The sequence below is a fragment of the Erythrobacter sp. WG genome (assembly GCF_026586795.1).
GTDB lineage: Bacteria > Pseudomonadota > Alphaproteobacteria > Sphingomonadales > Sphingomonadaceae > Erythrobacter.
Genome location: NZ_JAPFGY010000013.1, coordinates 45,001 through 59,720 on the forward strand (window position 1 = coordinate 45,001; position 14,720 = coordinate 59,720).

Below are 14,720 nucleotides of genomic sequence, written 5' to 3' on the forward strand. Positions count from 1 at the left end.
TTAAGGAAACTGCCGGTGATAAGCCGGAGGAAGGTGGGGATGACGTCAAGTCCTCATGGCCCTTACAGGCTGGGCTACACACGTGCTACAATGGCATCTACAGTGGGCAGCTATTCCGCAAGGATGCGCTAATCTCCAAAAGATGTCTCAGTTCGGATTGTCCTCTGCAACTCGAGGGCATGAAGGCGGAATCGCTAGTAATCGCGGATCAGCATGCCGCGGTGAATACGTTCCCAGGCCTTGTACACACCGCCCGTCACACCATGGGAGTTGGATTCACCCGAAGGCAGTGCGCTAACCGCAAGGAGGCAGCTGACCACGGTGGGTTCAGCGACTGGGGTGAAGTCGTAACAAGGTAGCCGTAGGGGAACCTGCGGCTGGATCACCTCCTTTCTAAGGATACTTGCGAAAGCGCCGATGCTAGCCATCGGAAGTACTTCGCAGTCTTCCAAAGAACATTGCCGTCGTCCTCATGTCCTTTCATCAATCGGAATACAGCCTGCAGGCATGGAATGTTCCATGGTAGCGGGTTGTGTGCCTTCGCCGGCTCACGCCCTCGCGGCAGCCTGTTCCTTCGGGGATGGCGGCCGGTCGCAGTGGAGTGGGCCTGTAGCTCAGTTGGTTAGAGCGCACCCCTGATAAGGGTGAGGTCAGAGGTTCAAATCCTCTCAGGCCCACCATTGTCTGCGCGGGGCCTTAGCTCAGCTGGGAGAGCGGTTGCTTTGCAAGCATCAGGTCATCGGTTCGATCCCGATAGGCTCCACCAGGCACATCAAATTCCGATAGATGAAACGAAACCAGATCCTGCTTCCGCAGGTCAGGCGATCGTGCTGATTAGTCAGCGTCGCCGATCTTTGACATTGTGAATGGGTTTTTAAATCGATGCCGTGGCGCATGGATTGTAACGCGCAAGCTTTCGGGCTTGTGGCATACGATCGTGCATCACAAATCAATCAAATTGATTATCTGGCTGAGATAATTCTCCCACCATCTTCAAGCGTCCGGCTTTTATGCAGGCCTGACGTTGATGGTGTGGATTCTCAAGCGTGAGGTAAGAGCATTTGGTGGATGCCTTGGCATGTACAGGCGATGAAGGACGTGGCACGCTGCGATAAGCGTCGGGGAGTTGTGAGCAAACTTTGATCCGGCGATTTCCGAATGGGGAAACCCACCTTCACCATTTCTTCCAGTTGGCTTTCGGGCCGCCTGGGCGAGGTGGATAAGGTATCACCGAGCTGAATATATAGGCTTGGTGAAGCGAACCCGGGGAACTGAAACATCTCAGTACCCGGAGGAAAAGACATCAACAGAGATTCCCGTAGTAGTGGCGAGCGAACCGGGACTAGGCCAGTGCCTTCTTTTCAACTAGCAGAACACTCTGGAAAGTGTGACCATAGCGGGTGACAGTCCCGTATGCGAAAGTGATGAAGAAGGACTTGAGTAGGGCGGGACACGTGTAATCCTGTCTGAACATAGGGGGACCACCCTCTAAGCCTAAATACTCGTACATGACCGATAGCGAACACAGTACCGTGAGGGAAAGGTGAAAAGCACCCCGATTAGGGGAGTGAAACAGTACCTGAAACCGGATGCTTACAAGCAGTTGGAGCTCCATAGGGAGTGACAGCGTACCTCTTGCATAATGGGTCAGTGACTTAATCTAGCATGCGAGCTTAAGCCGTTAGGTGTAGGCGAAGCGAAAGCGAGTCTGAATAGGGCGACTGAGTATGTTGGATTAGACCCGAAACCCGGCGATCTAGGCATGAGCAGATTGAAGGTGCGGTAACACGCACTGGAGGATCGAACCGTTGCATGTTGAAAAATGCTCGGATGACTTGTGTTTAGGGGTGAAAGGCCAATCAAGCCGGGAAATAGCTGGTTCTCCGCGAAATCTATTGAGGTAGAGCGTCAGATGTATGCCGATGGGGGTAGAGCACTGGATGGGCTAGGGCTGCGCGAGCGGTACCAAACCTAACCAAACTCCGAATACCATCGAGTCTTGTCTGGCAGACAGACGGCGGGTGCTAAGGTCCGTCGTCAAAAGGGAAACAGCCCTAACCTACAGCTAAGGTCCCCAAGTCATATCTAAGTGGGAAAGCATGTGGGAATCCCAAAACAACCAGGAGGTTGGCTTAGAAGCAGCCATCCTTTAAAGAAAGCGTAACAGCTCACTGGTCTAAGTAAGGGTTCCTGCGGCGAAGATGTAACGGGGCTAAAGATATGCACCGAAGCTTAGGGTTGCAGTTTACTGCAGCGGTAGCGGAGCGTTCCGTAGGCGAGTGAAGGAGAAGGGTAACCGACTCTGGACGTATCGGAAGTGCGAATGCTGACATGAGTAGCGACTAACAGGGTGAGATACCCTGTCGCCGAAAGACCAAGGGTTCCTACGCAATGCTAATCAGCGTAGGGTGAGCCGGCCCCTAAGACGAGCCCGAAGGGGGTAGTCGATGGGAACCACGTTAATATTCGTGGGCCTGGTGGTGTGTGACGGATCTCGTAAATTGTCCTTCCTTATTGGATTGGTTGGGCAGTGAAGAGGTTCCAGGAAATAGCCCCACCGTATAGACCGTACCCGAAACCGACACAGGTGGTCAGGTAGAGTATACCAAGGCGCTTGAGAGAAGTATCCTGAAGGAACTCGGCAAATTGCCTCCGTACCTTCGGAAGAAGGAGGCCCCATCTTAAGGCAACTTTTGGTGGGGGGCACAGGCCAGGGGGTAGCGACTGTTTATCAAAAACACAGGACTCTGCTAAGTCGGCTTCAAGACGACGTATAGGGTCTGACGCCTGCCCGGTGCTCGAAGGTTAAGAGGAGGAGTGCAAGCTCCGAATTGAAGCCCGAGTAAACGGCGGCCGTAACTATAACGGTCCTAAGGTAGCGAAATTCCTTGTCGGGTAAGTTCCGACCTGCACGAATGGCGTAACGACTTCCCCACTGTCTCCAGGATATGCTCAGCGAAATTGAATTCTCCGTGAAGATGCGGAGTACCCGCGGTTAGACGGAAAGACCCCGTGCACCTTTACTGCAGCTTCAGAGTGGCATTAGGAAAGAGTTGTGTAGCATAGGTGGGAGGCTTTGAAGCACCGGCGCCAGCTGGTGTGGAGCCATAGGTGAAATACCACCCTGCTGTTTTCTGATGTCTAACCACGCACCGTTATCCGGTGCTGGGACCCTCTGTGGCGGGTAGTTTGACTGGGGCGGTCGCCTCCTAAAGAGTAACGGAGGCGCGCGATGGTAGGCTCAGGACGGTTGGAAACCGTCTGTTAGAGTGCAATGGCATAAGCCTGCCTGACTGCGAGACTGACGAGTCGAGCAGAGACGAAAGTCGGTCATAGTGATCCGGTGGTCCCTCGTGGAAGGGCCATCGCTCAACGGATAAAAGGTACGCCGGGGATAACAGGCTGATGATTCCCAAGAGCTCATATCGACGGAATCGTTTGGCACCTCGATGTCGGCTCATCACATCCTGGGGCTGGAGCAGGTCCCAAGGGTTTGGCTGTTCGCCAATTAAAGTGGTACGTGAGCTGGGTTCAGAACGTCGCGAGACAGTTTGGTCCCTATCTGCCGTGGGCGTCGATACTTGAAAGGAGTTGCCCCTAGTACGAGAGGACCGGGGTGAACGTGCCTCTGGTGTACCTGTCATCCTGCCAAGGGTGCCGCAGGGTAGCTATGCACGGACGGGATAACCGCTGAAAGCATCTAAGCGGGAAGCCTCCCTTGAGATTAGGTATCTTTGAACCGTGATAGACCATCACGTTGATAGGCCGGGTGTGGAAGTGCAGTAATGTATGGAGCTAACCGGTCCTAATAGTTCATATCGCGCTTGAGAGTCTGCACTATCAACGTCAGCCCTGCCTCGGCAGTGCGCGTTGGTGGAGAAAACTCCAGCCAGATACGCCTTCAAACCACTCTCTTGAGTGTGCATCGATTTGAAACCCGCATCCACTGGTCCCATTGCTTGGTGGCCATAGCGTCTGTGACCCACCCGATCCCATCTCGAACTCGGCCGTGAAACCAGACAGCGCCGATGGTACTAACGCTCAAGCGTTGGAAGAGTAGGTCGTCGCCAGGCATTGCGACCAGTGGGAGCGGGGTTGACCCATTCACAAGTCAACAGGGCTGAGCCGCAAGGGCGGCCCTTTTGGCGTCTGTGGTGCCCTCGGGTGCCATAAGCGCTTCCCTCGCTGGTAACAGCTTCCGAGGGGTGGGCCTCGGACCCGCAGGGTCCGCAAGGCCGGCTTGGCCGCCCGCAGCGATGCGACCACAGGTCGTGTGAGCGAGGAAAGCCAACAAAAACGGTATCGCGGGATGGAGCAGCCCGGTAGCTCGTCAGGCTCATAACCTGAAGGTCGTTGGTTCAAATCCAACTCCCGCAACCACCGTTCAAAACCCATCACAGATCGACGATCGAACGCCCGTAGCCTCGCTGCCGGGCGCTTTTGACGTATCCGGAAGTGCAGCTCTGACGCCGAGCCAGGAGAGTGTTCCGGATAAGCACGAATCAGCCTTAGGCCTCAGTGGCGCAGCTTCAGCCGCATGGCTTCAGGCGACCCGAGGGCATACCGGTCAGGCATCGCTCCAGTAAAGCCGCATGGGATTATCCACAAGGAGGCGCTGCTGCAGGGCGGCCGTAGGCGCGATCTGCGGGATGATGTCCACGAGGTGCCCGTCGTCGGGAACGACGTCCTGCATATTGGGATGGGGCCAATCCGTGCCCCACAGGCACCGCTCGGGATAATCAGATACTAACGGTGCCACGCTTCGGACGAAACTCTCCCAAGGAGGCCCGGCAGGGTCCAGCCGGTCCGGACAGGTCGCCTTGAACCAGATGTCCTCGCGGCTCTCGAGCAGCCGGCGGAAGGCCTTCATGTCCGCTCCGTCCGGTCCCTGCGTCACGTCGGGGCGGCCCATGTGATCGACGACGAGCGGCACCGGAATCGCGTCGATGAACCCACGCAGATCCTCGAGGATATCGGCTTCGAAATAGATCACCACGTGCCATCCTCTGGGCAGGCGCCGCGCCAATTCGAGGAAACGGTCCCGCGGCGCATCATCGACCAGACGCTTCAGGAAATTGAACCGCACGCCCCGGATGCCGCCTGCGTGCAAGGCGTGGAGATCCGCCTCGCCAATCGCGGGGTCGACCACCGCCACCCCGCGCGCGCGGCCTTTGGAGCGGGCGATCGCATCCAGCGTCGCGGCATTGTCGGTCCCGTGGCAGCTCGCCTGGACGATGACATTGCGCGCGAAGCCGAGATGATCGCGCAAGGCGAAGAGCAGATCGGGACCAGCATCGGCGGGCAGGTACTTCGCCTTGGGGCTGAAGGGAAAGCGCGCGGCCGGGCCGAACACATGGCAATGGGCGTCAACCGCGCCGGGGGGCGGCACATAGCGTGGCTTGGACGGATTTCCGTGCCAACTGACGGTGCGACCTTCATCCGCGACGTTCATGCGAAGATCAATCCGTCCATCAGTTTTCGCGCCGTCCGCAGCAACGCCGCGCTGATCACCGAGCCGTCCTCTGCGACCTCGAGCATACAGCTGATCTCGCCGGTCGGGTGCTCGACCGACAGCAGCTTGGCGGGACCCTCGGGAACGACGGCGACGGCAGCCGCCGGCGAGCCGGGGAACAGGCAGGCGGTCGCCACGCTGACCGCGCCGAGGACGCCGATCGCGGCGTGCGCGCGGTGCGGGATGAAGCTGCGCACGGTGACCACTCCACCATGACGCGGGGGCGCCACCAGCATCATCTTGGGCACGGACTTCTCGCGCACGTCGCCGAGGTTCATGAGGGGACCGACCGCGAGCCGGATCGCCTCGATCCGCGCCTTCAGCTCCTCCGCGCCGTCGAGCCAGTCGCGGTCCTCGTAACCGGTGATGCCAAGATCTGCCGCCTGCATCACCACGCAGGGCATTCCGTTGTCGATGAGGGTCACGCAAATGCCCTCGACCACGTCCACCGCGCGGCCCGTGGGCAGCAGCGCGCCGCAGGACGATCCGGCCGTGTCGCGGAATTCGAGGGCGACGGGAGCGTGGGTCCCAGGCACCCCGTCGATCCGCGCCTCGCCCGCATAGCGCACCGTGCCGCCGGGCGTGCTGACCGTCGCAACCGCGTGCTGCCCGGTGTTCTCCATCCAGATCGCGACGCGGGTCTCCTCGCCTTGGGCGGCGACCAGCCCGCGCTCGATCGCGAACGGGCCCACCCCGGCGAGGATGTTGCCGCAGTTCTGTGCGTCGGTGACGATCGCCTGATCGACGGACACCTGGAGGAACAGGTAATCGACATCGATTCCCGGCCGGCTCGAGCGGGACACGACCGCGACCTTGCTGGTCAGCGGATCGCCCCCGCCCATGCCGTCGATCTGGAGCGGGTCGGGGCTGCCCAGCGCGGAAAGCAGGAAGGCATCGCGCGCCGCCGGATCGGCGGGAAGATCCTCCTTGAGGAAGTAGCCGCCCTTCGACGTCCCGCCGCGCATCCACATGCAGCGGATCGCGCGCGTGGCCTCAGACATACCTGAGGCCCAGCGCCGCCAGCCTCTCGCGCATCTTGTACATGTCCAGCCCCAGCTCGCCCGCAGCAAGGCGGGCGCGCTTGTCGCTCTCGTTCGCCTCGCGTGCCTGTGCGGCGGCGAGCACCTCGGCGGCCTTTTCGCGCTTCACCACGCACACGCCGTCGTCGTCGGCGACGATGACATCGCCCGCCTCGATCGCGGCGCCGGCGCACACCACCGGCACATTCACGTTGCCGAGCGAGGCCTTGATTGTGCCTTGTGCGAAGACCGCTTTCGACCAGACCGGAAAGCTCATCTCGGTGAGATCGCGTACGTCGCGCACGCCCGCATCGATCACTAGTCCGCGGCAACCGCGCGCCTGCGCGCTGGTGGCCAGCAGATCGCCGAAATAGCCGTCCTCGCAAGGCGAGGTGGGGGCGAGCACGAGGATGTCGCCGGGCTGGAGCTGCTCGATCGCGACGTGGACCATCCAGTTGTCGCCCGGCGGGGCTGAGATCGTCACCGCGCTCCCCGCGATCCGCGCACCCGCATAGATCGGCCGCATATAGCTCGCGAGCAGGCCGGTGCGCCCTTGTGCCTCGTGCACGGTCGCGACCCCGCAGGCGGCGAGGGCGTCGATGACGGCGGTGGGGGCGCGTGGGATGTGCTGGATGACGACGCCCGGCATGAGGTGCTCCTGGAATGGAGCGCCGACCATGCGCCCGGGCTGCGTGGGCTTGCCAATCCGAAGTTGGCGCGGGGTATAGAAATTTGCTAATCGTCACCCATGGCCGAGCGCCCCGTCAATGTCCGCCACTTTGCCGCGCTGGCCGCGACGGTGCGCCACGGCAGCCTCAGCCGGGCGGCGCGGGCGGTGAACCTTTCGCAGCCCGCGCTGACCCAGGCCATCAACGGCCTCGAAGCGAGCCTCGGCGTCGCGCTCTTCGCGCGCGGCCCGCAGGGCATGGCCCCGACCGAGCCGGCGCTCCTCCTCGCCCCCCGTGCCGAGGCGGCGATCGCCCACATCGGCAGCCCGCGCGTCACCGGCACGCAGCTGCGCGCCTTCCTCGCGGTGGTGCGGGCCGGCAGCTACGCCGCCGCCGCCGAGGCGACGGGGATCGCCCCGGCATCGCTCCACCGCGCGGTGGCCGACCTGTCGGTGGCGCTCGGCCAGCGGCTGATCGACCGGCGCGGGCGCAGTCTCGCGCTCACCCCGGCGGGCGAGCGGCGCGCGCGCGGCTTCGGCCTCGCCATGGCGGAGCTGCGCGCGGGTCTTGCAGAGGTCGCGGCCTGGCAGGGCAAGGCAGGCGAGCGGATCGCCATCGGCGCGATGCCGCTGAGCCGCGCCCGCTGGCTCCCCGAGGCGATCGCCCGCTTCGCCGCCGCGCACCCGCAGGTCGACATCGCGGTGCACGAGGGCAGCTTCGCCGAACTGGTCGGCCCGTTGCGCGACGGCGACATCGACATGACGCTGGGCGCACTGCGCGAGGACACGCTGGCGCCCGACCTGACCCAGACCGCCGTCTTCGAGGATCGCCCGGCGCTGATCATGCGCGCGGGGCACCCGCTCTTGGCGCAGCAAGGCGACCGCACCGAAGCGCTGTTCGCCTACCCCTGGCTGATGCCCGCGCGCGAGACGCCGCTGCGGCGCCAGTGGGAGCAGATGGTGCGCGCGCTCGGTCGCGAGGTGCCGCACGTGCGTATCGAGTGCGGATCGGTGATCATGATCCGCCAATTGCTGCTGGCAGGCGACGGGCTCACCCTGCTTTCGCCCGATCAGGTGGCGGTCGAGCTCGCCTCGGGCGTGCTTAGCGCATTGCCCCCGCCGGTGCCGGTGCGGCGCACCATCGGGATCACCACCCGCACCGACTGGCGGCCCACGAGGGCGCAGGCGGCGTTCCTTGCGCTGCTCCACGAACTGGGGCGGCAGATCGCATGAACATTCGCAAAATCCGATAGCCCCGCCGCGCAATCGATTGGGCAGCAAAGCGGGCTTTCGACAATCATCCGCAGCGATGAAACAGGCCTGCGCCGTGATCGGATTCGGGGAAGCCGGGTCCACTTTTGCCGCCTCTGGGGGGTGGCTGGGGCGTGCCAAGGGGTGGGATAAGGCCCCGCAAAGGCGGGCTGGCGTGGGTCTGGCAGGGGCCAAAACGGGGCTGGAAATGGCTGCGAGCGCGGCCGAGGCGCTCGCCGATGCGCCGTTGGTGCTCTCGCTGGTGACCGCCGATCAGGCGCTGGCGGCGGCCGAGGCCTATGCCCCGCTGCTGGCGCGGCACGCGCTGTGGTGCGACGGCAATTCGGTCGCGCCGGACACCAAGCGGGCGGCGGCGCGCGCGGTCGAGGCTGCGGGCGGGCGCTATGTCGACATGGCGATCATGGCGCCGGTCCAGCCTGCCGGCCTCGCGGTGCCGATCCTGCTGTCGGGGGCCCATGCCGCCGCTGCCATGCCGTTGCTCCGCGATCTCGGCTTTGCCAACCTGCGGGTCGTCGGCGCTGACGTGGGCCGGGCGAGCGCGATCAAGATGATCCGTTCGGTGATGGTCAAGGGGCTCGAGGCACTGTCCGACGAGATGATCGCGGCGGCGGACGCAGCCGGGGTCGCCGAGGAGGTGCTCGCCTCGCTCGATGCGAGCAGCGATGGGCGCCCATGGCGCGAGCGGGTCGCCTACAACCGCGAGCGGATGTCCACCCACGGCACGCGGCGCGCGGCCGAGATGGAGCAGGCGGCGCTCACCCTGCGCGCGCTCGGCGTCGCACCGCTGATGACCGAGGGCACCGTTGCCCGGCAGCGGGCCGCCGCCCGGGAAAGGCTGCCGGCATGACGATGGTGATCGACTGCCACGGCCACTACACCGTGCTGCCCGCCGCGCACGATGCCTGGCGCGAGGCGCAGAAGGCCGCCTTCAAGACAGGCACGCCGTGTCCGCCCTATCCCGACATCAGCGACGACGAGATCCGCGCAACGATCGAGGCCAACCAGCTGCGCCTGTTGAAGGAGCGCGGCGCGGACATGACGATCTTCTCCCCGCGCGCCTCGGCGATGGCCCCGCACGTCGGCGACCAGAGCGTCGCGGTACCCTGGGCGCGGGCCTGCAACGATCTGATCGCGCGCGTGGTCGGCCTCTATCCGGAAACCTTCGCGGGCGTGTGTATGCTGCCGCAATCGCCCGAGGCGGACATGGCGAGCTCCATCGCCGAGCTGGACCGATGCGTCACCGAACTCGGGTTCGTCGGCTGCAACCTCAATCCCGATCCGGGCGGCGGGCATTTCAAGCACCCGCCGCTGACCGATCCCTACTGGTTCGGCTTCTACGAGAAGATGGTGGAGCTCGACGTCCCGGCGATGATCCACGTCTCGGGCAGCTGCAATCCGGCGATGCACGCGACCGGCGGCTATTACATCGCCGCCGACACGATCGCCTTCATGCAGCTGCTCGAGGGCGACCTGTTCAGCCGCTTCCCCACCTTGCGCTTCATCATCCCGCATGGCGGCGGCGCGGTGCCCTATCATTGGGGGCGCTACCGGGGGCTGGCGGATATGTTGAAGAAGCCGCCGCTCGACGCGCATCTGATGAACAACATCTTCTTCGATACCTGCGTCTACCACCAGCCGGGCATCGACCTCCTCGCCGAGGTGATCGACACCAGGAACATCCTGTTCGGCAGCGAGATGGTGGGCGCGGTGCGCGGGATCGATCCGACCACCGGGCACTATTTCGACGACACCAAGCGGTACATCGACGCGCTCGCCATCGGGGAGGAGGAGCGGCACATGATCTTCGAAGGCAATGCAAGGCGCGTGTTCCCGCGGCTCGACGCGCGGCTCAGGGAGCGCGGGCTGTGAGCACCTGGCCGAAGAACGCCTGGTATGCCGCCGCCTGGGATCACGAGGTGGGCGCAGGGCTGCTCGCGCGCACCATCTGCGATACGCCGGTGGTGCTCTACCGCACGCTGGCAGGCGAGCCGGTGGCGCTCCACGATGCGTGCCCGCACCGGCTGCTGCCGCTGTCGATGGGCTTTCGCGAGGGGGATTCGGTCCGCTGCCGCTATCACGGGCTGAAGCTCGGCGCGGACGGGGTGGCCGAGGAAATGCCGCTCAGGAACGCGTCCGTAAACCGCAAGGTCTGCACCCGCACCTACCCGCTGGTCGACCGGCACCGGCTGGTGTGGATCTGGCTGGGCGATGCCGACAAGGCCGATCCGGCGCTGATCCCCGACCTGTGGCCGTGCAGCACCGACGGCTGGGTGTTCGACGGCGGATATTACCGCGTCGCCTGCGATTACCGGCTGCTGATCGACAACCTCATGGACCTCACCCACGAGACCTGGGTCCACCAGACCTCGATCGGGCAGAAGGAAATCGTCGAGCACCCGCTCGAAACCGTCGTCGAAGGCGACAGGGTGCTGGTCAAGCGCTGGATGCCCGAGATCGACCCGCCGCCCTTCTGGCGCAATGCGCTGGGCAAGCCGGGGAAGGTGGATCGCTGGCAGATCTGCGAATTCGTCGCGCCGTCCAACGTCATCATCGATGTCGGCGTGGCGCCGGTCGAGGACGGGGCGACGCTGGAGGATCACGACACCGGCGCGCGCGCCTTCGTGATCGATTGCATGACGCCGGAGACCGCGACCTCTTGCCACTATTTCTGGGGCATGAGCCGCCATTTCGGGCAGGACGACCGGGGCCTCACCGGGCGGCTCCAGGCCGGGCAGGCGGGGGTGTTCTTCGAGGATGTCGAAGTGCTGGAGGCGCAGCAACGCTCGATCGAGGCCAACCCGCACCTCAAGATGACGGCCTACGAGATCGACAGCGGCGGGGTGAAGTCGCGGCTGATCATCCAGCGCATGATCCGGAGCGAACAGGCGCCATGACCCGCGACATCCACGAATATCTCGCCGAGTTCGAGGACATCCCGGGCACCCGTGTCTTCACCGCCGCGCGGGCGCGGAAAGGCTACCACGTCAACCAGTTCGCGATGAGCCTGATGAAGCCCGAGAACCGCGCCCGCTTCAAGGCGGACGAGCGCGCCTATCTCGATGAGTGGCCCATCACTGAAGAGGCCAAGGCCGCCATCGCTGCACGCGATTACAACGCGCTGCTCGACATGGGGGGCAACATCTACTTCCTCTCCAAGATCTTCTCGACCGACGGCATCGCCTTCGCCGAGGCGGTCAGCACCATGACGGACATGAGCTGGCCCGAATACCGCCAGATGATGCTCGACGGCGGGCGCCCGCCCGAGGGCAACCGCTCGATCCGGGAGGGCAACTGACATGGCGCGCATCACCGCCGGCGTGGGATCGAGCCATGTGCCGCTGCTCGGCGTGGCGGTCGATCAGGGCAAGACGGGGGACGACTACTTCGGGCCGATCTTCGCCGGGTACGAATGGACCAGGGCGTGGGAAGCGAGTGAAAAACCCGACGTCGTGATCCTCGTCTACAACGATCACGCCTCGGCCTTCGATATGCGCTTCATCCCGACCTTCGCCATCGGCTGCGGGGAGCGCTACAGGCCCGCTGACGAAGGCTGGGGCCCGCGCCCTGTGCCGGACGTGGAGGGCCACCCGGACCTCGCCTGGCACATCGCGCAGAGCCTGATCCTCGACGAATTCGACATGACCATCATCAACGAGATGGATGTCGACCATGGCCTGACCGTGCCGCTCTCGATGATGTTCGGCCAGCCTGCCGCATGGCCCGTGAAGGTCGTGCCGCTGGCGGTCAATGTCGTCACCTACCCCGTCCCCTCGGGCAACCGCTGCTGGGCGCTGGGCGAAGCGATCGCGCGGGCGGTCTCCAGCTTCCCCGAGGAGATCAACGTGCAGATCTGGGGCACCGGCGGGATGAGCCACCAGCTCCAGGGGCCGCGTGCCGGGCTTCTCAATCGCGCATGGGACAACCGCTTCCTCGACCTGCTCGAGGCCGAGGGCGACGCCGCCCGGCACATCCCGCACATCGAATACCTGCGCGAGACGGGGAGCGAGGGCATCGAGATGGTGATGTGGCTGATCATGCGCGGTGCCCTGGGCCCGCGCGTGCGCCGGCTCCACCGCCATTACCACATCCCGTGCAGCAACACGGCCATCGGCCACATCGTACTGGAACCCGCACCATGAGAATTGCCCTCGCCGGCGCCGGCGCCTTCGGAGAGAAGCACCTCGACGGCCTCAAGCTGATCGACGGCGTGGAGATCGTCTCGATCATCAGCCGCCGCGCCGAACAGGCCGCCGCCGTCGCCGCCAAGTACGGCGCGCGCCATTCGGGCACCGACCTCGCCGAGGCGCTCGCGCGCGACGATGTCGACGCGGTGATCCTGTGCACGCCCACGCAGATGCACGCCGCGCAGGCCATCGCTTGCATGGAGGCGGGCAAGCACGTGCAGGTCGAAATTCCGCTGGCCGACAGCTGGGCGGATTCGCAGGCGGTGCTCGCCAAGCAGCAGGAAACCGGCCTTGTCTGCATGGTCGGCCACACGCGGCGCTTCAATCCCTCGCACCAGTATGTCCATAACCGCATCAAGGCGGGCGAATTCAACGTCCAGCAGATGGACGTGCAGACCTATTTCTTCCGTCGCCAGAACATGAACGCCAAGGGCGAGCCGCGCAGCTGGACCGATCACCTGCTGTGGCATCACGCGGCGCACACGGTGGACCTGTTCGCCTATCAGGCCGGCCGGATCGTCAAGGCCAATGTGATCGAGGGGCCGCACCATCCCGAGCTCGGCATCGCGATGGATATGTCGATCCAGCTCAAGGCCGAGAGCGGGGCGATCTGCACCCTGTCGCTGTCCTTCAACAACGACGGCCCGCTCGGCACCTTCTTCCGCTACATCGGCGACACCGCGACCTATATCGCGCGCTACGACGATCTGGTCGACGGTCGCGAGAACCCGATCGACGTGAGCGGGGTCGATGTCAGCATGAACGGCATCGAGCTGCAGGACCGCGAATTCATCGCCGCGATCCGCGAGGGGCGCGAGCCCAATGCCTCGGTCGCCAAGGTGCTCGATTGCTACCGGGTGCTGGGCGAGCTCGAACAGCAACTCGGCAGATGAAGACCGAGGTCGCGATCATCGGCGCGGGGCCGGCCGGGCTCCTGCTCGGCCACCTGCTCAGGGCCGAGGGGATCGAGTGCGTGATCCTCGAAAGGGCAAGCGCCGACTACGTGCTCGGTCGCATCCGCGCAGGCGTGCTCGAACGCACCACCACCGACCTCATGCACCGGCTGGGGATCGACGAGCGGCTGAAGAAGGAGGGCCTGCTCGAGGAGGGCTTCTGCCTCGCCGACGGGGAACGCCTGATCCGCATCGACACCCTCGCGCTCACCGGCAAACACGTGACGGTCTACGGCCAGACCGAGGTGACGCGCGACCTGATGGGAGCCGCGCCCGAACGCGGGCTCGATATCGTCTACGAGGCCGAGGACGTGACCCTGCACGACGTCGACAGCGATGCGCCCTACGTCACCTATGCGAAGGACGGGCGCACCCACCGGATCGACGCGCGCTTCATCGCCGGGTGCGACGGCTATCACGGCGCCTCGCGCAGGGCCGTTCCGGCGAGCGCCGGGCGGAGCTTCGAGCGGGTCCATCCCTTCGGCTGGCTCGGCATCCTTGCCGACGTGCCGCCGTGCCATGACGAGCTGATCTACGCCAACCACGCAAACGGCTTCGCGCTCGCCTCGATGCGGTCGAAGACACGCAGCCGCTACTACATCGACGTGCCGCTGACCGAGCGGGTGGAAGACTGGCCCGACGAGCGACTGTGGGACGAGCTCGCGCTGCGGCTCGGCCCCGAGGCCGCCGCGCGCATCACCCGCGGCCCGGCGATCGAGAAGAGCATCGCGCCCTTGCGCTCCTTCGTGTTCGAGCCGATGCGCCACGGCAGCCTGTTCCTCGCCGGGGACGCGGCGCATATCGTCCCGCCGACCGGCGCGAAGGGGCTGAACCTCGCCGCCTCGGACGTCGCCTACCTTTCGGACGCGCTGATCGGCTTCTTCCGGCGCGGCTGCAACGAGGGGATCGGGGACTATTCGGCCAAGGCGCTCGCGCGGGTGTGGAAGTGCGAGCGGTTCAGCTGGGCGCTCACCAAGCTGATGCACCGCTTCCCCGACGACGGCCCCTTCGAGCGGCGGATGCAGGTGGCGGAGCTGGACTATATCGCCAGCAGCCCCGCCGCCCAGACCGCGATCGCGGAGAATTACGTCGGCATCCCGCTCTGACGCCAAG

General features: G+C 64.4%; 11 protein-coding genes, 3 tRNA genes and 3 rRNA genes (1 of these 17 running past the window's edge). 14 read left to right on the forward strand and 3 right to left on the reverse strand.

The genetic code is table 11. From position 1 onward, the window contains the following. The 6 genes from OPU67_RS08545 to OPU67_RS08570 form a co-directional block, all read left to right on the forward strand. Window positions 1–393: ribosomal RNA gene (locus tag OPU67_RS08545) — 16S ribosomal RNA — on the forward strand; it begins 1,092 nt to the left of the window's first position. Between the two features lie 210 nt (window positions 394–603). Then, window positions 604–680, forward strand: a tRNA-Ile gene (locus OPU67_RS08550). A gap of 10 nt (window positions 681–690) precedes the next feature. After that, a tRNA-Ala gene (locus OPU67_RS08555) sits at window positions 691–766 on the forward strand. 275 nt (window positions 767–1,041) lie between these two features. Further along, window positions 1,042–3,829: ribosomal RNA gene (locus tag OPU67_RS08560) — 23S ribosomal RNA — on the forward strand. A 129-nt stretch (window positions 3,830–3,958) separates the two neighbouring features. Then, window positions 3,959–4,073, forward strand: a 5S ribosomal RNA gene (rrf, locus tag OPU67_RS08565). Together the 16S, 23S and 5S rRNA genes with 3 tRNA genes alongside form the textbook arrangement of a ribosomal RNA operon. A 230-nt stretch (window positions 4,074–4,303) precedes the next feature. Then, a tRNA-Met gene (locus tag OPU67_RS08570) sits at window positions 4,304–4,380 on the forward strand. A 187-nt stretch (window positions 4,381–4,567) separates the two neighbouring features. Here the strand turns inward: OPU67_RS08570 and OPU67_RS08575 are convergent. From OPU67_RS08575 to ligK, 3 genes are read right to left on the reverse strand one after another with little or no spacing between them, the layout of a single operon-like run. Further along, complete coding sequence (locus tag OPU67_RS08575; protein WP_267619117.1) at window positions 4,568–5,452, reverse strand: amidohydrolase family protein; 885 nt, start codon at window positions 5,450–5,452, stop codon at window positions 4,568–4,570. Further along, window positions 5,449–6,513, reverse strand: coding sequence for a 4-oxalomesaconate tautomerase (locus OPU67_RS08580; RefSeq protein WP_267619118.1), 1,065 nt, complete (start codon window positions 6,511–6,513; stop codon window positions 5,449–5,451). The genes OPU67_RS08575 and OPU67_RS08580 overlap by 4 nt, the downstream gene beginning before the upstream one ends. Further along, window positions 6,506–7,180 carry a 4-carboxy-4-hydroxy-2-oxoadipate aldolase/oxaloacetate decarboxylase gene (gene ligK, locus OPU67_RS08585; RefSeq protein WP_267619119.1) on the reverse strand — a complete coding sequence of 225 codons (675 nt, stop codon included), beginning with the start codon at window positions 7,178–7,180 and terminating at the stop codon, window positions 6,506–6,508. The genes OPU67_RS08580 and ligK overlap by 8 nt, the downstream gene beginning before the upstream one ends. Window positions 7,181–7,279: 99 nt before the next feature. Between ligK and OPU67_RS08590 the strand changes: the two genes are divergently transcribed. From OPU67_RS08590 to pobA, 8 genes are all read left to right on the forward strand, one after another. Next, the gene (locus OPU67_RS08590; protein WP_267619120.1) at window positions 7,280–8,431 is read left to right on the forward strand and encodes a LysR family transcriptional regulator; all 1,152 of its coding nucleotides are present in this window, start codon (window positions 7,280–7,282) and stop codon (window positions 8,429–8,431) included. A 76-nt stretch (window positions 8,432–8,507) separates the two neighbouring features. Beyond that, on the forward strand, window positions 8,508–9,317 hold the full coding sequence (locus tag OPU67_RS08595) for a DUF1932 domain-containing protein (protein WP_267619121.1): 810 nt from the start codon (window positions 8,508–8,510) through the stop codon (window positions 9,315–9,317). After that, window positions 9,314–10,339, forward strand: coding sequence for an amidohydrolase family protein (locus OPU67_RS08600; protein WP_267619122.1), 1,026 nt, complete (start codon window positions 9,314–9,316; stop codon window positions 10,337–10,339). The genes OPU67_RS08595 and OPU67_RS08600 overlap by 4 nt, the downstream gene beginning before the upstream one ends. Next, window positions 10,336–11,364, forward strand: coding sequence for an aromatic ring-hydroxylating dioxygenase subunit alpha (locus OPU67_RS08605; RefSeq protein WP_267619123.1), 1,029 nt, complete (start codon window positions 10,336–10,338; stop codon window positions 11,362–11,364). Before OPU67_RS08600 ends, OPU67_RS08605 begins: the two co-directional genes overlap by 4 nt. Continuing rightward, a complete protein-coding gene (gene ligA / locus OPU67_RS08610) occupies window positions 11,361–11,765 on the forward strand; it encodes a protocatechuate 4,5-dioxygenase subunit alpha (protein ID WP_267619124.1) in 405 nt (134 codons plus the stop codon). The genes OPU67_RS08605 and ligA overlap by 4 nt, the downstream gene beginning before the upstream one ends. Before the next feature lies 1 nt (window position 11,766). Beyond that, complete coding sequence (locus tag OPU67_RS08615) at window positions 11,767–12,609, forward strand: class III extradiol dioxygenase subunit beta (protein ID WP_267619125.1); 843 nt, start codon at window positions 11,767–11,769, stop codon at window positions 12,607–12,609. Continuing rightward, window positions 12,606–13,547 (forward strand): Gfo/Idh/MocA family oxidoreductase, encoded by a 942-nt coding sequence (locus OPU67_RS08620; RefSeq protein WP_267619126.1) that lies wholly within the window; start codon window positions 12,606–12,608, stop codon window positions 13,545–13,547. Before OPU67_RS08615 ends, OPU67_RS08620 begins: the two co-directional genes overlap by 4 nt. Continuing rightward, a complete protein-coding gene (pobA, locus tag OPU67_RS08625; protein ID WP_267619127.1) occupies window positions 13,544–14,713 on the forward strand; it encodes a 4-hydroxybenzoate 3-monooxygenase in 1,170 nt (389 codons plus the stop codon). Before OPU67_RS08620 ends, pobA begins: the two co-directional genes overlap by 4 nt. The last annotated feature ends 7 nt before the right edge of the window (window positions 14,714–14,720 follow it).